The 17,970-nt window shown below is 69.7% G+C and carries 18 protein-coding genes and 1 tRNA gene; 14 read left to right on the plus strand and 5 right to left on the minus strand.

What is annotated here, in order from left to right; translation table 11 throughout:
- Nucleotides 1-33: 33 nt before the first annotated feature.
- The gene (gene mtnP / locus VB738_RS05005) at nucleotides 34-1,029 is read left to right on the plus strand and encodes an S-methyl-5'-thioadenosine phosphorylase (RefSeq protein ID WP_323304702.1); all 996 of its coding nucleotides are present in this window, start codon (nucleotides 34-36) and stop codon (nucleotides 1,027-1,029) included.
- Here the strand turns inward: mtnP and murQ are convergent.
- The 4 genes from murQ to dnaK are packed head-to-tail and all read right to left on the minus strand — an operon-like array spanning nucleotide 986 to nucleotide 5,524.
- Nucleotides 986-1,942 (minus strand): N-acetylmuramic acid 6-phosphate etherase, encoded by a 957-nt coding sequence (gene murQ, locus VB738_RS05010; RefSeq protein ID WP_323304703.1) that lies wholly within the window; start codon nucleotides 1,940-1,942, stop codon nucleotides 986-988. The two genes, mtnP and murQ, sit on opposite strands and share 44 nt — an antisense overlap.
- Entirely contained in the window at nucleotides 1,939-2,370 is a 432-nt protein-coding gene (locus VB738_RS05015) for a DUF3110 domain-containing protein (RefSeq protein WP_323304704.1), read from the minus strand. The genes murQ and VB738_RS05015 overlap by 4 nt, the downstream gene beginning before the upstream one ends.
- Nucleotides 2,371-2,426: 56 nt before the next feature.
- Nucleotides 2,427-3,371: a DnaJ domain-containing protein gene (locus VB738_RS05020; RefSeq protein ID WP_323304705.1), complete on the minus strand. Its 945-nt coding sequence runs from the start codon at nucleotides 3,369-3,371 to the stop codon at nucleotides 2,427-2,429.
- Between the two features lie 5 nt (nucleotides 3,372-3,376).
- On the minus strand, nucleotides 3,377-5,524 hold the full coding sequence (dnaK, locus tag VB738_RS05025; RefSeq protein WP_323304706.1) for a molecular chaperone DnaK: 2,148 nt from the start codon (nucleotides 5,522-5,524) through the stop codon (nucleotides 3,377-3,379).
- 124 nt (nucleotides 5,525-5,648) lie between these two features.
- Here dnaK and pstC point away from each other — a divergent pair, with 124 nt between their 5' ends.
- The 3 genes from pstC to pstB are packed head-to-tail and all read left to right on the plus strand — an operon-like array spanning nucleotide 5,649 to nucleotide 8,422.
- Nucleotides 5,649-6,602, plus strand: coding sequence for a phosphate ABC transporter permease subunit PstC (gene pstC, locus VB738_RS05030; RefSeq protein WP_323304707.1), 954 nt, complete (start codon nucleotides 5,649-5,651; stop codon nucleotides 6,600-6,602).
- Nucleotides 6,603-6,652: 50 nt separating this feature from the next.
- Nucleotides 6,653-7,561 carry a phosphate ABC transporter permease PstA gene (gene pstA / locus VB738_RS05035; RefSeq protein WP_323304708.1) on the plus strand — a complete coding sequence of 303 codons (909 nt, stop codon included), beginning with the start codon at nucleotides 6,653-6,655 and terminating at the stop codon, nucleotides 7,559-7,561.
- 51 nt (nucleotides 7,562-7,612) lie between these two features.
- Nucleotides 7,613-8,422, plus strand: a complete 810-nt coding sequence (pstB, locus tag VB738_RS05040) for a phosphate ABC transporter ATP-binding protein PstB (protein WP_323304709.1) — start codon at nucleotides 7,613-7,615, stop codon at nucleotides 8,420-8,422.
- Between the two features lie 137 nt (nucleotides 8,423-8,559).
- On the opposite strand, the gene VB738_RS05045 is transcribed toward pstB, so the two are convergent.
- Nucleotides 8,560-8,646 (minus strand) — tRNA-Ser (locus VB738_RS05045).
- A gap of 86 nt (nucleotides 8,647-8,732) precedes the next feature.
- On the opposite strand from VB738_RS05045, the gene VB738_RS05050 reads away from it, so the two are divergent.
- The 10 genes from VB738_RS05050 to rpmB all read left to right on the plus strand — a co-directional run bounded on the left by VB738_RS05050 (nucleotide 8,733) and on the right by rpmB (nucleotide 17,932).
- Nucleotides 8,733-9,101, plus strand: coding sequence for a 2Fe-2S iron-sulfur cluster-binding protein (locus VB738_RS05050; RefSeq protein ID WP_323304710.1), 369 nt, complete (start codon nucleotides 8,733-8,735; stop codon nucleotides 9,099-9,101).
- A complete protein-coding gene (locus tag VB738_RS05055) occupies nucleotides 9,098-10,000 on the plus strand; it encodes an inositol monophosphatase family protein (protein ID WP_323304711.1) in 903 nt (300 codons plus the stop codon). The genes VB738_RS05050 and VB738_RS05055 overlap by 4 nt, the downstream gene beginning before the upstream one ends.
- Nucleotides 10,001-10,041: 41 nt before the next feature.
- Entirely contained in the window at nucleotides 10,042-11,229 is a 1,188-nt protein-coding gene (locus VB738_RS05060; protein ID WP_323304712.1) for an ATP phosphoribosyltransferase regulatory subunit, read from the plus strand.
- 27 nt (nucleotides 11,230-11,256) lie between these two features.
- Nucleotides 11,257-11,484, plus strand: coding sequence for a ferredoxin family protein (locus VB738_RS05065; RefSeq protein WP_323304713.1), 228 nt, complete (start codon nucleotides 11,257-11,259; stop codon nucleotides 11,482-11,484).
- Between the two features lie 87 nt (nucleotides 11,485-11,571).
- Nucleotides 11,572-13,485 (plus strand): molecular chaperone HtpG, encoded by a 1,914-nt coding sequence (gene htpG, locus VB738_RS05070; RefSeq protein ID WP_323304714.1) that lies wholly within the window; start codon nucleotides 11,572-11,574, stop codon nucleotides 13,483-13,485.
- Nucleotides 13,486-13,567: 82 nt separating this feature from the next.
- Nucleotides 13,568-14,965, plus strand: a complete 1,398-nt coding sequence (locus VB738_RS05075; protein ID WP_323304715.1) for an extracellular solute-binding protein — start codon at nucleotides 13,568-13,570, stop codon at nucleotides 14,963-14,965.
- Nucleotides 14,962-15,849 (plus strand): sugar ABC transporter permease, encoded by an 888-nt coding sequence (locus VB738_RS05080; protein ID WP_323304716.1) that lies wholly within the window; start codon nucleotides 14,962-14,964, stop codon nucleotides 15,847-15,849. Before VB738_RS05075 ends, VB738_RS05080 begins: the two co-directional genes overlap by 4 nt.
- Nucleotides 15,846-16,640: a carbohydrate ABC transporter permease gene (locus VB738_RS05085; protein WP_323304717.1), complete on the plus strand. Its 795-nt coding sequence runs from the start codon at nucleotides 15,846-15,848 to the stop codon at nucleotides 16,638-16,640. Before VB738_RS05080 ends, VB738_RS05085 begins: the two co-directional genes overlap by 4 nt.
- Nucleotides 16,637-17,647: an ABC transporter ATP-binding protein gene (locus VB738_RS05090; protein ID WP_323304718.1), complete on the plus strand. Its 1,011-nt coding sequence runs from the start codon at nucleotides 16,637-16,639 to the stop codon at nucleotides 17,645-17,647. Before VB738_RS05085 ends, VB738_RS05090 begins: the two co-directional genes overlap by 4 nt.
- Nucleotides 17,648-17,695: 48 nt before the next feature.
- The gene (rpmB, locus tag VB738_RS05095; protein ID WP_015108262.1) at nucleotides 17,696-17,932 is read left to right on the plus strand and encodes a 50S ribosomal protein L28; all 237 of its coding nucleotides are present in this window, start codon (nucleotides 17,696-17,698) and stop codon (nucleotides 17,930-17,932) included.
- Nucleotides 17,933-17,970: the final 38 nt, after the last annotated feature.

Raw genomic sequence — 17,970 nt, forward strand, 5'->3', positions numbered from 1 at the left:
TTCGACTGTATCCGTCCAGGGCACCCCGCATCCATGGCCAGCACCGAGCCGTCCACCCCCTCGCCCCAGGCCAGCGGTCTGCCGACGTCCGATCTTTCCCGGGCCCGCCTCGGGGTGCTCGGTGGCAGCGGCCTCTATGCCATGGAGGGCCTGGAGGACGTGCGCGAACTGACGGTCGACACCCCCTACGGGGCCCCCTCCGACAGCCTGCGGATCGGCCGGATCGGCGATCTGGAGGTCGTGTTCCTGGCCCGCCATGGCCGCCACCACACCTTCACCCCCAGCGAGGTTCCCTATCAGGCCAACCTCTGGGCCCTGCGCTCCCTCGGGGTGCGCTGGATCCTGTCGGTCTCAGCCGTGGGTTCCCTGCAGGAGAACGTGCGTCCCCTCGACATGGTGGTTCCCGATCAGTTCATCGATCGCACCATGCAGCGGCCGCTCACCTTCTTCGGTGAGGGCCTGGTGGCCCACGTCGGCAATGCGGACCCCTACTGCTCCGTGCTCTCCCGGGTCCTTGGTGATGTCAGCGACAGCCTGATGCCGGAGGGGCGCCAGCTGCACCGCGGCGGCACCTACCTCTGCATGGAGGGGCCCGCCTTCTCCACCCGGGCCGAATCCGAGCTCTACCGCTCCTGGGGCTGCACGGTGATCGGCATGACGAACCACACCGAGGCGCGGCTGGCCCGGGAGGCGGAGATGGCCTACGCCACCCTGGCGATGGTCACCGACTACGACTGCTGGCATGCGATGCATGACGCCGTCACCGTCGAGCTGGTGATCGACAACCTGCGGGCCAATGCGGCCCTCGCCCAGCAGATCGTGCGGCTGGCCGCCGAGCGGGTGCAGGCCCTGCGGCCCCCCAGCCCGGCCCACCAGGCCCTTCGGGATGCCCTGATGACCCCGCCCGCCCAGGTGCCGCCGGCCACCCGGCGCCGCACCGAGCTGTTCACCGCGCCCTACTGGGGACCGTTCAGCGAGGGTGAGGTCACGACGGAGGCGACGACGACGGCGACGACGGCGGCAGGCTGACCCCGAGGGCCTCGAGGCACTGGCGCAGGCCGGGGCCGTGGCGCTCCAGGGCTGAACGGGCTGCCCCGGCCTCCAGGCCGGAGGCGGCCATCAGCAGCGCCAGCCGCACCGATCCCCCGGCCTGTGCGAGCAGGCCCAAACCCTGCTCGCGGGGAACACCGGCCAGATCCCGCAGGATGCGCAGGGCCCGGTCCTCCAGCTTGCTGTTGGTGACGGCCACATCCACCATCCGGTTGCCGAAGACCTTGCCCAGGCGCACCATCACGCCGGTGGAGAGGATGTTGAGAGCCATTTTGGTGGCGGTGCCCGCTTTGAGCCGGGTGGAGCCGGTCAGCAGTTCCGGCCCGGTCAGCAGCCGGATGTCGATATCGCAGGGCATCGGCACCTGGTCAGCAGGCACACAGGCCATGGCCACGGTGAGGGCCCCGATCGCCTGGCCGTGGGCCAGTCCCCCCAGCACGTAAGGGGTGGTGCCACCGGCGGCGATACCGACCAGGGCATCATCCGGACCGAAGCCCCGCTGGACGAGGTCGTCGCGGCCCGCCTCCCGCAGGTCCTCGAGACCTTCGGAGCTGCGCAGCAGGGCCGCCGCACCGCCCGCCAGGACCCCCTGCACCAGCTCGGGGGGACTGCAGAAGGTGGGCGGACACTCCGCCGCATCCAGCACCCCCAGCCGGCCGGAGGTGCCGGCCCCCAGGTAGAACAGCCGCCCGCGCCGCGCAAGACGTGCGGCGATGGCGTCGATGGCGGCCGCCAGGGCCGGCGCGGCTGCCGCCACCGCCTGCTGCGGCAGCAGATCATTGGCGCAGAACAGATCCACCAGGCTCGCCGTTGGCAGCTGGTCGAGGTTCTCGCTGGCCGGATTGGGCCGCTCAGTGAGCAGGTGGCCCCTGTCGCCGCCGGCAGTGCTCAAAGCAGACCCTCGAGCCGACGGCGGAAGGCCTCCAGCTCCGTATCGCCGGCGGGGCCATCGGGATCCTCCACATCGGGGGCCGCCGGGTCCTCCTTCCAGCCCGTCACTTCCATGTTGCGTTCAGGCGGAGCGAGCAGCAGCCGCTCCTCCTCGCTCTCGGGCATGAACCCGGTGGGGACGAAACGGGCCTCGTAGCCCGCCTCGGCGCAGAAATCCTCCAGATCCTGGCGATTGAGGGCCTCGACGCAGGGGACCGGAAAGTCCTGGGCCTCCAGCAGCCCGGCGTAGCGCTCGGCGTCGTCCGGGTTCTCGAACAACAGCACCACCGTGCGACCGCCGAGCTCGAGCGAGTGGATGCCTTCCTGATCGCTGCCCGGATCGAACAGCAGGACATGCACCGGGTTGGGTGGGAGACCGCCGTCTGTCACATCGTCAGGGGTGGGGCGCAGGCCAGTGTCTCATCCGTTGGCGGCCGGTGGGTCGTTCAGTCCCCGTCCCTGGGGCCGTTCTGCTCCCGGTCCAGTTCCCGCAGGCGCCGGAACAGGGCCTCCTCCGCTTCCGTCGGCCGGTCCGGAACGACGATCCTCACCTCCACCAGCTGGTCCCCCCGCTGTTCCCCCTGGCACTGTCCTCGCTGTCGCAGCCGCAGCAACCGGCCGCTGGAGGACCCGGGCGGCACCCGCAGCCGCACGGGGCCCTCCAGGGTGGGCACCACCGCCTGGCAGCCGAGGGCGGCATCGGCGGGATGGAGATCGAGCTGGTAGTGCACCCGCAGGCCGTCGATGCGCAGTCCCTCCGCGGTGCGCACCCGCAGCTGCAGGAAATGGTCGGCCCCACCGGAAGCCACACCGGCGAGTCGCAGCCGCCAGCCATCGCCGGCCAGGGGCGGCGTCCACACCTCCACCACCGTGCCGTCACGCAGCTCCAGCTCCAGCCGCTGGCCGCTGAGGGCCTGCTCCGGGGTCAGGGTCACGAGGGTCTCTTCGTCGGTGGCGGCCATCACCGGTGGCGGTGAAACCGGCGCCGTCGCCACCTCGCCGGCCGCGGGGGGCTCGTCCTCCACGGGCTCCTCCTCCCAGGTCCGCGGGTTGCGGCGTTCCTGACCGAACAGCTCCGCCAGGTAATCCTCGAAGCGGGGAAAGCCCGTGGCGAAGGGATCGCTGTCGAGCCCGGCGCTGTCCTGCCCCTCTCCGGCCTCCCAGGCGCGGCGGCGAACCGGATCGGAGAGCACCGCATAGGCCTCGTTGACCTCCTTGAAGCGGGCCTCCGCCACGGGGTCGTTGCCGTTGAGGTCCGGGTGCCAGCGGCGGGCCTGCTGACGGAAGGCCCGCTTGATGCTGGGGGCGTCGGCGCCCGGATCAAGGCCGAGCACCTCCCAGTGATCACGGGCGGCGCTGGCCACCGGGTCCGACGTGGGGGACTGGCTCACGACCCTCAGCCGTCGGCCCAGGGATCGTCCTGGTCGTATCGGCCGCCGCCTCGGGGACGGTGCCGTTCGCCGGAGACCTCACGCTCGAAGGGCTCCTGGCGATCCCAGGAGCGACCGTTGTCCCAGCGGCGGGAGGGGAGGTCGTCGTCGTAGCCGGCCTCCCGTTCGGCGAAGCGGCCGAGGGGGTAGGGATCCCGCTGCAGCGGCCGGGGGGGGCTCGACCAGGGGTCGGAGCGACCCGATCCGCCCCAGTCGTCCCAGTCGTCGTCGGAGAAGAGTTCGTCCTTGAGGGACCCCAGGGTGTTCTTGAGCCCCTGGAGCGGGCCGCTCTCGGCCCGCCGTTCCCCGAGAAAACGGCGGTTGAGGCCGAACAGGGCCTCCTGCAGCTGGCTCACGGCCAGTTCGAGATCGGCGGGATCCTCCTGGACCAGCACATCCTGGACATCGCGCAGGGCCAGCTCCACGGCACGCTGCTGCCGGTCGGCACCGGCGGGGCCCAGCTCCAGGGCGGCATCCCGCAGCCGCCGCTCGGCTTGGGCCACCAGGGTCTGGGCGCGGTTGCGGCGGTCGATCACGGCCCGCTTGCGGCGATCCTCGACCGACTTGCGCTCCGCCTCCTCCAGCAGCCGGTTGATCTCCTCCTCGCTGAGGTTGGAGCCACCCTGGATCGAGACACTCTGCTGCCGTCCGGTGGTGCGGTCGGTGGCGGACACCTGCAGCAGGCCGTTGGCATCGATGTCGAAGGACACCTGCACCTGGGGCACACCGCGGGGGGCCGGCGGGATGCCCGAGAGGCGGAAGCGTCCAAGGGACTTGTTGTCGGTGGCCATCTGCCGCTCTCCCTGCAGCACATGGATTTCCACCGACGACTGGTTGGCCTCCGAGGTGCTGAACAGATCCGACTTGCGCACCGGGATCGGGGTGTTGCGGGGAATCAGCACCTTCATCACCCCGCCGATCGTCTCCAGGCCGAGGGACAGGGGGGTGACGTCGTTGAGCATCAAATCGCGAAGCTCGCCGGTGAGGATGCCGGCCTGCACCGCCGCCCCGATCGCCACCACCTCATCGGGGTTGACCGACTGGCACGGTTCCCGCGGAATCAGGGTGCGCACCATCTCCTGCACCATCGGCATGCGGGTGGAACCGCCCACCAGCACGACGTCATCGATGGCGTCGGCACTCAGGCCCGAATCCCGCAGGGCCCGCTGGACCGGGCGCAGCAGGCGATCGAGGAGGTCGGGGCAGAGCCCCTCGAAGGTGCCCCGCTCCAGGGTGGTCTCGATGTGGAGGGGGCCGTCGGGCCCCGTGGCGATGAAGGGCAGCGACAGCGGCGTGCTCTGCACACCCGAGAGCTCCTGCTTGGCCTTCTCGGCGGCCTCGGTGAGCCGCTGCAGCGCCTGGCGGTCGCGGCGCAGGTCGATGGCGTGCTGCGCGAGGAAGGCCTCGGCCACCCAGTCGACGATGCGGCGGTCCCAGTCATTGCCGCCCAGCTGGGTGTCGCCGCTGGTGGCCATCACGTCGAAGACGCCGTTGGCGATGCGCAGCACGGAGACATCGAAGGTGCCGCCGCCGAGGTCGAACACCAGCACCCGCTTGACGGTGCTGCGATCAAAGCCGTAGGCCAGCGCCGCCGCGGTGGGTTCGTTGAGGATCCGCTCCACCGAGATGCCCGCCAGCCGACCGGCGTCGCGGGTGGCCTGGCGCTGGGCATCGTTGAAATAGGCCGGCACCGTGATCACCGCCGCCTCCACCGCCTCTCCCAGGTAGGTGGTGGCGTCATCGACCAGTTTGCGCAGGATCGAGGCCACCAGCTCCTCGGGGGCGTACTCCCGCTCCGTGGCCGGGCAGATCACGCGCACGTTGCCCTGGTCGTTGGCCCGCACGCTGTAGGGCACGCCCAGGCTGCCCTCGTCGAGTTCGTCCCAGCTGCGGCCGACGAAGCGCTTCAGATTGGCGAAGGTGTTGCGGGGATTGAGCACCAGCTGGCGCCGGGCCAGCTGGCCCACCAGCAGCTCCTGGTCGCGGCTGAAACCCACCACCGATGGGGTGGTGCGGCCCCCTTCGGCATTGGCGATGACCTGGGGCCTGCCGCCTTCGAGCACGGCCACCACCGAATTGGTGGTGCCCAGATCGATGCCGACGATGCGCCCCATGGAAGTCCTGATGGCGGCCCAACGCTACCGGAGCCTGTCGACCGTTAAACCGAGCTTAAACGGGCCGGCTGAAACTCGTGCTGAGATCAGGAGCAACGTCCATGCCGACCGGCATCATTGCTGCATGAGGAGCTCCCCCTCCACCGACGCCTTCACCCTCAGACGTCGGCCACCCCAGGAGAAACTGGTCGACATCGGCTTCCGCCAGCTCACCCTGGTCCTGGCGGCCTCCGTGGGGATCGTCCTTCTGGCGATCTTCCTGACGGTGTTCAGCGGCGCCAAGGAGGCCATGGCCACCTTCGGCCTCAAATTTCTGACCACCTCAGCCTGGGATCCGGTCAATGAGAACTACGGCGCCCTGATCGCCATCTACGGCACCCTCGTCACCTCGATCCTCTCCCTGCTCATCGCCGTGCCCATCGGTCTGGGAACGGCGATTTTCATCACCGAGGACCTGCTCCCCCGCGGGCTGAGGGATCTGATCGGGCTGCTGGTGGAACTGCTCGCCGCCATCCCCTCGGTGGTCCTCGGTCTGTGGGCGATCTTCGTGATGGAACCGGCGATCCGCCCCTTCCTCTCCTTGCTGCACAGCACCCTCGGCTGGACGCCGTTCTTCGCGACCGAGCCCCAGGGCCCCGGCACGGCCCCAGCAATCCTGATCCTGGTCGTGATGGTGCTGCCGATCATCACCGCCATCTCCCGCGATGCCCTCAACCAGGTGCCGATCGAGCTGCGCCAGGGGGCCTACGGGGTGGGCACCACCCGTTGGGGCGCCATCTTCAACGTCATCCTGCCGGCCGCTGTCTCCTCGATCATGGGCGGTGTGATGCTGTCCCTCGGCCGTGCGATGGGGGAGACGATGGCGGTGACGATGATCATCGGCAATTCCCTCAATTTCAGCGTCTCGCTCCTGGCCCCGGGTAACACCATTTCCTCCATGCTGGCCAACCAGTTCGGTGAGGCCGATGGCATCCAGGTCTCTGCCCTGATGTACGCGGCCGTTGTGCTGATGATCCTCACCTTCGTCGTCAACGTGATGGCCCAGTGGATCGTGCGGCGCCTCAGCCTGCGCTACTGAGCCGAAACCCCTTCCGATCCACTTACCCCCGTTCACGACGTTCCCTGGCCATGTCCGTCTCGACTCCGCCGACGACCCGTCACTTCACGGAACGGCTCACCCTCCACTACGACCCGTCCCTGAAGCGCAACCGCTTCAACCAGGTCGCCACCGCCATCGCCGGATTCTTCGCCGTGGTGGCGGTGATCCCCCTGTTCCTGGTGATCATCTACGTGCTGATCCAGGGAGGACGGCTGCTCAGCCTCCAGCTGCTGACCGAACTGCCTCCAGCACCCGGTCTTGAAGGCGGCGGCATCGGCAACGCCATCCTGGGCACGATCGTCGTCACCCTGATCGCCTCGGTGATCGCCATTCCGGTCGGTGTGGGCGGCGGTGTCTACCTCTCCGAGTACGCCCAGAACGGCTGGTTCTCCCGCTTCGTCCGCTTCGGCAACGATGTGCTGGCCGGGGTGCCTTCGATCATCTGCGGCGTCTTCATCTACTCCCTGATCGTCGCCACCCGGATCTTCTTCGACCAGAGCTTCAGCGCCATGGCCGGCGGCATCGCCCTGTCGGTGCTGATGCTTCCCACCGTGATCAAGACCACCTACGAGGGCCTGCTGCTGGTGCCGCAGGAACTGCGCTGGGGGGCCTACGGCGTCGGTGCCTCCCGCTTCGTGACCATCACCCGGATCACCCTGCCGGCCGCCTTCACCCCCATCGCCACGGGGGTGGTGCTGGGAATCGCCCGGGCCGCCGGGGAGACGGCTCCGCTGATCTTCACGGCCCTGTTCTCCCCCTTCTGGCCCGAGGGCGTGTTCAATCCGATCGCCACCATGTCGGTGCTGATCTTCAATTTCGCGATCATGCCTTACGAAGCGCAGAACGAACTGGCCTGGGCCGCCTCCTTCGTGCTGGTGATCATGATTCTGGGCGCCAACCTTCTGGCCCGCTGGATCAGCCGGGTGTCGCGCACCTGACGTCCCCTCCGTTCCCATTCCTTACGGCTCCGTCTTCCCCCCATCCCTGACATGACTGCTTCCCCCTCTTCCGCCGTGGCCAGCGACATCTGCATGTCCCTGCAAGACGTGACCATCTCCTATGGCAGCTTCGAAGCGGTCAAGAACGTCTACATGGATCTGCCCAAGGGCAAGGTGACCGCCTTCATCGGCCCTTCGGGCTGCGGCAAGAGCACGGTGCTGAGGGCCCTCAACCGCATGAATGACCTGATTCCAGGTTGCACCCTCAAGGGCCGGGTGATCTTCGATCACCACGATCTCTACGACAAGCGGGTGGATCCGGTGGAGGTGAGACGCCGCATCGGCATGGTGTTCCAGAAGCCCAATCCCTTCCCCAAGTCGATCTATGAGAACATCGCCTTCGGCGCCCGGATCAACGGTTACAAGGGTGACATGGACGAACTGGTGGAACGGTCCCTGCGCAAGGCGGCCGTCTGGGATGAATGCAAGGACAAGCTCAAGGAAAGCGGTTTCTCCCTCTCCGGCGGCCAGCAGCAGCGCCTCTGTATCGCCCGGGCCATCGCCACCGAACCGGAGGTGATCCTGATGGACGAACCCTGCTCGGCCCTCGATCCAATCTCGACGCTCAAGATCGAGGAGACGATGCACGAACTGAAGCGCAGCTACACGATCATGATCGTCACCCACAACATGCAGCAGGCGGTGCGTGTCGCCGACATGACCGCCTTCTTTAATGCCGAGGCCGTCGAAGGCGGCTCCGGCAAGGTGGGTTACCTGGTGGAATTCAACGAGACCGAGAACATCTTCAACTCCCCCAGCCAGCAGTCGACCCTCGATTACGTCAGCGGACGCTTCGGCTGAGCCCCATTCTGGGGCCACACCATCAGCAACCCCGATCGGGACATCCCGCTCAGCGTCAAGGCTGGCGGGATTTTCCCATAGCGAAATCTGAGGCGAGGGCCAAAAAAAGGCCGGCCCATAGGACCGGCTTTATGGAACGGAGAGGGAGGGATTCGAACCCTCGATAGAGTTGCCCCTATACAGCATTTCCAGTGCTGCGCCTTCGACCACTCGGCCACCTCTCCAGCGGCGAAATGGGGCAGATGTCAATGTAGCAGGGGCTGCACCTGACCTCCGCTCCCCCTCCTCCCCTTCCACCGTCCAGAGCCCCATGACCCGCACCCACCCGATCACGGTCCACTGGCGACAGGCCAACCGTGTCATCCGCCTTGACGTCCCGGAAGGGGAGTACATCCTGCGCAGCTTCGAGGCCCAGGGGGAACCGCTGCCTTTCAGCTGCCGTAACGGCTGCTGCACCGCCTGTGCCGTGCGAGTGCTGGCCGGCCAGATCGACCAGCGGGAGGCCCTCGGCCTCTCGAAGCAGCTGCGTGGAGAGGGCTACGGCCTGCTGTGCGTGGCGCGGGCCACAGGCCCCCTGGAAGTGGAGACCCAGGACGAGGACGAGGTCTACGACCGCCAGTTCGGCCGCTTCTTCGGCCGCGGCCAGGTGCGCCCCGGCCTGCCCCTGGACGACGAATGACCTCTCTCTGTCAGCGGGCCCTGGACGGATCCGGCCTCGATGCCGCCGAGCTGGAGCACTTGCTGCAGGTGGCCCGCGCGGCCGCCGAAGCCGGTGGCCGCGAGCTGCGCCGCCACTTCGGCCGCCTGGAGCAGGTGAAGGAGAAGGGCACGGCGGGCAACCTGGTCACCGAAGCGGACCTGGCGGCCGAAGCCGCCGTGTTGGCGGTCCTGGCGGCCGGCACCCCCACCGTGGCCGTGCTGGCCGAGGAGAGCGGGCGCCTGGACGGCCTGGGGGATCTGCTGTGGTGCGTCGACCCGCTCGACGGCACCACCAACTACGCCCATGGCTACCCGTTCTTCGGCACCTCCGTGGGGCTGAGCTGGCGGGGCCTGCCCCTGCTCGGCGCCCTGGAGGTGCCGGTGCTGGAGGAGCACTACTGGGCGGCCCCGGGCCGGGGAGCCTGGTGCAACGGACGCCGGCTGCGCGTCAGCGACTGCGGCGCCCTGGCCGACGCCCTGCTCGTCACCGGGTTCTCCTACGACCGGGTGCGGCGCCTCGACAACAACTATGCCGAATTCGCCTGGTTCACCCACCGCAGCCACGGGGTGCGGCGGGCGGGGGCGGCGGCGGTCGATCTGGCCTTCGTCGCCGCCGGCCGGGTCGATGGCTACTGGGAACGGGGCCTGTCCCCCTGGGACCTGGTGGCCGGCGTGGTTCTGGTGGAGGAAGCTGGCGGGCAGGTCTGCGCCTACGACGGCGGTCCCCTCGACCTGGCTGACGGACGGGTGATCGCCTGCACCAGCGCCCTGCTCCACCCCCTGATCGAGGGGCTGGCCCAATGCCGTCCCCTCAGCGGGGCCAGCTTCGGTGCCCCGGAGCTCGATGGCCTCGCCGGTGTCGCCGCCGACGCTCCATAGGATCCGCCCCTCCCCACCCCCTCGCCCGCGCACTCCCCTCCATGGCCCTCCAACCTGCCGCAGGCGCCCGGGACCTCAATCCTGGTCAGGTGGACAGCAACCGGCGACTCTGCGACCTGCTGGCCACGGTGTACCGCCTCTGGGGATATCAGGAGGTGGCTCCGCCCACCATTGAGCGGCTCGACACCCTCAAGGCCGGCGGCGCGATCGCGGAACGGGAGCTGGTGCGGCTGGCGGCCGATGAGCCCCTCGGCCTGCGGCCGGAGCTCACCGCCCCCATCGCCCGGGCCGCCAGCACCCGCATGCTGGGCCGCCCCCGCCCTCTGCGGCTCTGGGCCAGCGGCACCACCTTCCGCAGCTTCATCGGCGATGGAGGCGGCCAGCGGATCAGCGAACAGCTGCAGAGCGGCGTGGAGCTGCTCGGTGAGCCCTCCGCCGCCGCCGACACGGAGCTGCTGCACCTGCTGCTGGCCGCCGTGGCCACCCTGGAGCTCTCAGCCGAGCACCGGCCGACCCTGCTGGTGGGCCACCATGGCCTGCTCAGCGCCCTGCTGAGCCAGGTACCGGCGGAGCAGCGCTCCGCGGCGCGCCACGCCCTCACCGACTTCGATCCCCTCGCCCTCGCCGCCCTCTCCCTGAGCGACAGCCAGCGCCAGCGGCTGATGGCCCTGATCGGCCTGCGCGGTGAGCCGGTGCGGGTGCTCTATCAGCTGGAGCAGTGGCTCGGGCCGGTGCCGCTGCTGGAGTCCCTCGCCGCCACCCTGGCCAGCGTCCAGGAACCGGCCGGTGCCCTTGGGGTGCGTGTGCAGCTGGATCCCACCTACCAGCCCCACTTCGATCTCTACGACGGGCTGGTGTTCAAGCTCGTCTGCCAGGGCAGCGATGCCCCGGTGGCGATCGCCAGCGGCGGCCGCTACGACGGCCTGGTGGGCCGCTTCTGCCGTGACGCCGCCCAGGCGGCCGGCACCGGCTTCGGCTTCGATGTGGAGGCCATCCGCGATCTGCTCGAATCGGCTTCGACCACCCCGGCCGCGGTGGAGGTGCCAGGTCCCTGGCTGGTGGCCAGCGCCACCGCTGCCGGGCTCGGGGCAGCCCTGCGCCGCATGGCGGAACTGCACGGCGGCGGCGAGGCGGCCGAACTCTGCACCCGGCCCTGCGCCGACCAGGCAGCGGCCGCGCAGCTGGCGGCGGAGCGGGGCTGCCGCGGTGCCGTGTGGCTGGCTGCCTAGGATCCGGCCGCTCGCTCTTTCGCGTCGATGGCCCATTCGATCGTCACCAACGTCTGTGAGGGCGTGGCCGACTGCGTCGACGCCTGCCCGGTGGCCTGCATCCACCCTGGAGCGGGGGCGAACAGCAAGGGAACGGCGTTCTACTGGATCGATTTCGATACCTGCATCGACTGCGGCATCTGCCTGCAGGTGTGTCCGGTGGCGGGGGCGATCCTGCCCGAGGAGCGGCCCGACCTGCAGAAGTCCGGCGGCTGAGGCCTCCTGGTTCGGGGACCCCACCCTCGCCGGTCTTGAGCCGCAGGCCCCCCCCACCTAGGTTCAGGGCGATTCTTCTCTTTCGCCATGACGGTGCTGGAACAGGGCCAGATTCAGATCCACACCGAGAACATCTTCCCGATCATCAAGAAGGCCGTCTATTCCGGCCATGAGGTGTTCCTGCGGGAACTGGTGAGCAACGGCGTCGATGCCATCAGCAAGCGGCGCATGGCTGCCATGGCCGGCGACTGCAGCGAAGGCGATGAAGGAACGATCTCCATCCGCATCGACCGGGAGGCCAAGACCCTCACCATCAGTGACAACGGCATCGGCATGACTGCCGATGAGGTGAAGCGCTACATCAACCAGGTGGCCTTCTCCAGTGCCGAGGACTTCCTCGAGAAGTACAAGAGCGAAAGTGACGCCATCATCGGCCACTTCGGCCTGGGCTTCTATTCCAGCTTCATGGTGGCCTCCCGGGTGGAGCTGGTCAGCCTCAGCGCCAGGCCGGAGGCCGAGGCGGTGCGCTGGAGCTGTGACGGCTCCCCCAACTTCAGCCTCGAGGGGGCTGAGCGGTCCGAACCCGGCACCGACGTGATCCTGCACCTGATGGAGGAGGAACTGGAGTACATCGAGCCCTCCAGAATCCGCACCCTGATCACCACCTACTGCGACTTCCTGCCAGTGGCGGTGCAGCTGGACGGTGAAACCGTCAACAAGCGGGAGGCCCCCTGGCGCAAGAGCCCCCGCGATCTGGGCGACGACGACTACATCGCCCTCTACCGCTATCTCTACCCCTTCCAGGGGGATCCGCTGCTGTGGGTGCACCTCAGCACCGACTACCCCTACAACCTCCAGGGCATTCTCTATTTCCCCAGGATCACCGGCCGGGCCGACTGGGAGAAGGGCGAGATCCGCCTCTACTGCAACCAGGTGTTCGTCAGCGATTCCATCAAGGAGGTGGTGCCCCGTTACCTGCTGCCCCTGCGCGGCGTGATCGATTCGCCCGACATCCCCCTGAACGTGAGCCGCAGTGCCCTCCAGACCGACCGTCGGGTGCGCTCGATCGGTGGCTTCGTGGCAAAGAAAGTGGGCGACCGGCTCAAGGAACTGCACCGCGACGAACCGGCCCGCTACGCCGAAATCTGGGATTCCCTGGCGCCCTTCATCAAGATCGGCGCCATGGAGGACGACAAGTTCGCCGACCAGGTGGCCGACCTGATCCTGTACGGCACCACCGCAGCGGCCGCCGAGCCGCCGGCAGAGGGGGAGGTGGCCCCCGACCCCGTCGCCACCGACGGCCGCACCTACACCACCTTGGCCGGCTACCGCGGACGGCTGCCGGCCGACAACGCCACCCGCATCCTCTACTGCACCGATGAGGCCGGCCAGGCCGGGGCCCTGGCCCTCTGGAAGGGGCAGGGGGCCGAGGTGCTGCTGGCCGACACCCTGATTGATTCCCAGTTCATCCCCTGGCTGGAGGCCCGCCACGGCGACCTCCGCTTCCAGCGGGTCGACGCCGAACTCGACGCCAGCCTGCACGAACCCGAAAGCGAGCTGGCGGACGCCGACGGCGTCGACAACGGCGAGAAGCTGCGCGGTCTGTTCAAGACCGCCCTCGCCAACGACAAGGTCACCGTCCAGGTGCAGTCGCTGAAGGGGGAGGGCTCTCCGGCCGCCTTGATCCTGCTGCCCGAGCAGATGCGCCGCCTCAACGACATGGGGGCGCTGATGGAGCAGCGGCTGCCGGGTCTCCCCGACCACCACGTGCTGCTGGTCAACCGCCGCCATCCCCTTGTGGAGGGCCTGCTGAAGCTCTCCTCCGGTGCCGTGATCACCGGAGGCGGCAGCTCCCCCAGCCTCCAGCTGGCCGAGGACCTGAGCCGCCACGTCTACGAGATGGCGCGCCTGGCCGTGGGGGGCCTGGAGCCCAACCAGCTGGCCGGCTTCCAGCAGCGCAGTGCCGACCTGATGGGGCAGCTGATGCAGCGCGGCCTCTGACACCGGCGGGAACCCTCGCTTCCCGCCGGACGGCCTTTGCCCACCTCTGGGGAGACGGGCAAAGGCCTCGTAACCTGAGGCCATGGCCTGGCGCCCCCCCTTCTCCATTCGGCGGTGGTGGCGATCGCTCCCGAGGCTGCTGAGCGCCGGCGTTCTGGCTTTCCTGTCGGCGGCCATGCTGCTGGTGCTGCTGCCCGGCTCCGGTCCCTCGGGCTCCGCCCTCTCGGTTTCCGGGCCATCTGGCATCCCGCTGGGGGCGGCCGGACCGGTGCCGGTTCGGGTGCTGATGCCCGCCCCCCTGGCCGACGCGGTGGCCGCTCCGGTGGCCCAGTTCAACGCCAGCGGGGCCGGGGTGTCCCTGGAGGTGATCCGGGGACCCCTGGACACCGACACCATTTCCGATCTGGCCATCGGCAGTCTGCTGCTGGGGGAGGCCCCCTTCGACCTGCTGCTGGTGGACGTCAGCTGGCTGGCCCGCTACGTGGCCGCCGGCTGGTTCGAGCCCCTGGATCGCTGGTTCGGGCCGGAGGTGCTGGCGGCGATGGAGCCCGGCGCCCGCCTGGGCAATGGCCTCGACGGCCACCTCTGGCGCATGCCCCTCACGGGCGATACCGGCCTGCTGTACTGGCGCACCGACCTGATGGCGCGCCCCCCGCGCGACACCGAGGAGCTGGTGGCGATCTCCCGGGACCTGCAGCGCCGCGGCAGGGTCCGCTGGGGCTACCTCTGGCAGGGGCGCCAGTACGAGGGGCTGAGCTGCGTGATGGTGGAGGTGCTCCACGGCTTCGGCGCCCACTGGTGGAACAGCTCCACCGCACGCACGGAGCTGGACAGTCCGGAGGCCGTGGCGGCGGCGAAGTGGCTCGCGGCATTGCTGCGCGATGGGGTGAGCCCTGCGGCGGTGGCGAGCTATGCCGAGAACGACACCCTGCAGTCCTTCGCCGCTGGTGAGGCCGCCTTCCTGCGCAACTGGCCCTACGCCTGGCGGGAGATCGAGAAAGGCGAGGGCCCGGTGAAGGGCAAGGTGGGCGTCACGCCGATGGTGGGGGCACCCGGCGAGCAGGGGGGCGGCACCCTGGGCACATGGGGGCTCTCTCTGATCAAGGGAAGCCCCCATCCGGAGGAGGCGGTGGCGGCGATCCGCTGGCTCACCGGCCCGGAGGTGCAGCGCCAGCTGGCCATCGAGCAGGGCTATGCCCCCACCTGGAGCCGGCTCTACGACGACCCGGACCTGCAGCACCGTGCCCCGCTGCTGGCGGTGCAGCGCCAGGCCCTGCAGCACCCCCAACTGCGTCCGCCCACGCCGGCCTATGCCCAGCTCAGCGATCTGCTGGCGCGGCAGGTGAACGGCATGCTCACCGGCCAGGGGGACCCCGGCCCGACCATGGCGGACGCCCAGCGCATGAGCCTGCAGCTGCTGCGCTCGGTGGCGGGCCCCGCAAGCGACACTGCAGAGGACCGCCCTGCCGTGGGCCGATGAAACCGCGCGCGGCCAGCCTGCTGCTGATGGCGCCGGCCCTGCTGCTGCTGGCTGTGGTGTTCCTCTATCCTCTGCTGCGCTACGGCTGGCTGAGCTTCCATGCCAGTTCGGTGTTCACCGGACTGGTGCCGGTGCCGAACGGGGGAGCCAACTGGGCGCGGCTGCTCGATGACGCCCGCTTCTGGAAGGACGCCGGCCAGACCCTGCGCTTCGCCGTCTGCTCGGTGGCGCTGGAACTGGCCGGCGGCCTGGGGCTGGCCCTGCTGCTGCACCGCCCCCTGCGGGGCCGGGGGACCCTCAGGGCCCTGACCCTGCTCCCCTGGGCCCTGCCCACCGCCGTGATGGCCCTGGGCTGGCGCTGGATCCTCAACGATCCCCACGGCCCCCTCAACGCCGCCATCCGCTCCCTCGGCGGCAGCAGCTACGGCTTCCTCTCCACCCCGGCCACCACCTGGTTCTTCGTGGTCCTGGCGGACGTCTGGAAAACCCTGCCGTTCGTGGCCCTGCTGCTGCTGGCGGGACTTCAGACCATTCCCGAGGATCTGGAGGAGGCCCTGCGTCTGGAGGGAGCCGGCCGCTTCCAGATCCTGCGCCACCTGACCCTGCCGCTGCTGGTGCCCTACCTCGCCCTGGCCCTGCTGTTCCGGCTCGCCCAGGCCCTGGGGGTGTTCGACCTGATCCAGGTCCTCAGCGGCGGGGGGCCGGCCGGCAGTACCGAGAGCCTGGCCCTCTACGCGTACCTCAACGCCATGCGCTTCCTCGACTTCGGCTATGCGGCCACGGTGATGCTGGCCACCTTCCTGCTGCTGCTGGTGCTGATCGGTGGCGGATGGCTGCTCTGGCGGCGGGGCGATCTGCCGGGCCCCCGGGAGCGGGCCACATGAGGCTGCTGGTGCTGCTCTGGAGCCTGGGGCCGCTGCTCTGGCAGCTGCGCACCTCCCTGCTGCGGCCGGAGGCGCTGGTGGCTCCGCTGCTGGAGGGCAACCCCTGGACCCTGGCCAACTACCGGCTGGTGCTCTCCGGTGACCCGCCCTTCTGGCGCTACCTGGGCAACAGCACTCTGGTGGCCCTGGTTACCACCCTGCTCACCCTGCTGCTGGCGGTGCCCTGCGCCTATGGGCTGCAGCAGCAACGCGGCCTGCTGCGCTGGGGTGTCGGACTGGGACTGGTGGGGGCGGCGATGTTCCCCACCGTGCTGCTGTTCCTGGCGCTGCTGGAGATCGCCCGAAGCTTCGGGCTGGCCAATGACCTGCTCGCCCTCAGCCTGCCCTATGCGGGCCTGTCACTGCCGCTGGCGGTGCTGCTGCTGCGGGCCGCCTTCGCCGACCTTCCCGTCGAGCTGGAGGACGCGGCCCGGCTGGAGGGCCTGGGCCTCGGGCAGCGGCTGCGACACGTGCTGCTGCCCCTGCTCGGCCCGGCCCTGGCCAGCACGGGCATCCTGGTGTTCCTGGCCAGCTGGAACGAGTACGCCATCGCCCTCACCTGGATCAGCCGCAACGACCTGCTCACCCTGCCGATCGCCATCGCCCGGATCGGCGGCGGCTCGGTGTTCACCATCCCCTACGGCGCCTTTGCCGCCGCCACGGTGCTGGGCAGCCTGCCCCTGCTGCTGCTGGTACTGCTGGCCCAGCGGCCGATCGTCTCCGGTCTCACCCGCGGGGCGGTGAAGGGATGAGCGGGGCAGCGGGAGCCGGTCTGGAGCTGCGCCAGCTGTGCCGGGAGGTGGGGGGGCGCCGGCTGGTGGACCGGCTCGACCTGACCGTCGCCCCCGGCGAATGCCTCGCCCTGCTCGGGCCGAGCGGCTGCGGCAAGTCCACCACCCTGCGTCTGGTGGCGGGGCTGGATCCCGCCAGTGCGGGCCAGGTGCTTCTGGACGGCCAGGACCTGGGCCCCCTCAGCCCGGGAGAACGGCAGGTGGCGATGGTGTTCCAGAGCTACGCCCTCTACCCGCACCTGAGCGTGGAGGGCAACCTGGCACTGGGATTGAAGGTGCGTGGGGTGGCCGCCGCCGAGCGGCAGCGGCGACTGAGGGCCGTCCTTGCGCTGCTGCAGCTCGAGGAGCTGCGCCAGCGCCGGCCCGCCCAGCTCTCCGGCGGCCAGCGCCAGCGGGTGGCCCTGGCCCGGGCCCTGCTGCGCCAGCCGCGGATCATGCTGCTGGATGAGCCGATGAGCAACCTCGACGCCCAGCTGCGGGAGGAGCTGCGGCCGGAACTGCGGCGGCTGCTGTGCGGCCGGGAGCAGCCGGTGATCTACGTCACCCACGACCAGCAGGAGGCGGTGGGCATGGCCGACCGCCTCGCCCTTCTCGACGGGGGCCGGCTGCAGCAGGTGGGCAGCCCGCGGGAGCTCTACGCCGATCCGGCCAACCGCTTCGTGGCGTCCTTCCTGGGGCGGCCGGCGATCAACCTGCTGGCGATCGCGCCCGGGCGCCTGCTGGGCCTGCGGCCCGAGCATCTGCACCTGGCCGTGGATGGGCCGCTGGCGGCGCGGCTGTTGCGGCGTGAATGGTGGGGCCACCAGCAGCTGCTCTGGCTCGACAGCCGCTGGGGGCCGGTGCGGGTGCTGTGCGGCCCCGAGCTGCCGCTGCCCGCAGAGCCGCGCCTGGGCTGGCGGCGGCAGCACGAACTCTGGTTCGATCCCCTCAGCGGCGCCAGGCTCCATGGCCAGGGGCCCGTTTGGTAAAGTCGCAGGCTGGCTCAGGCCTGCATCGTCCACCGTCGTCACATCGTCATGTCCCGGGTCTGTCAGCTCACCGGCAAGCGCGCCAACAACGGCATGGCCGTCAGCCATTCCCATGTGCGCACCAAGAAGCTGCAGCAGGTGAATCTGCAGGAGCGGCGTCTGTGGTGGGCCGAGGGCAACCGCTTCGTGAAACTGCGCGTCTCCACCCGGGCCCTCAAGACGATCCAGAAAAAGGGTCTCGGCGCCTACGCCAAGGAGCTGGGCGTCAATCTGGCCAAGATCTGAACCCCCCGGCCGGTCCCGCTAGGGTCCGGCCCTGATGG

Origin of the sequence: Cyanobium gracile UHCC 0139 (genome assembly GCF_034931325.1) — a bacterium.
Taxonomy (GTDB): Bacteria; Cyanobacteriota; Cyanobacteriia; order PCC-6307; family Cyanobiaceae; genus Cyanobium; species Cyanobium gracile_B.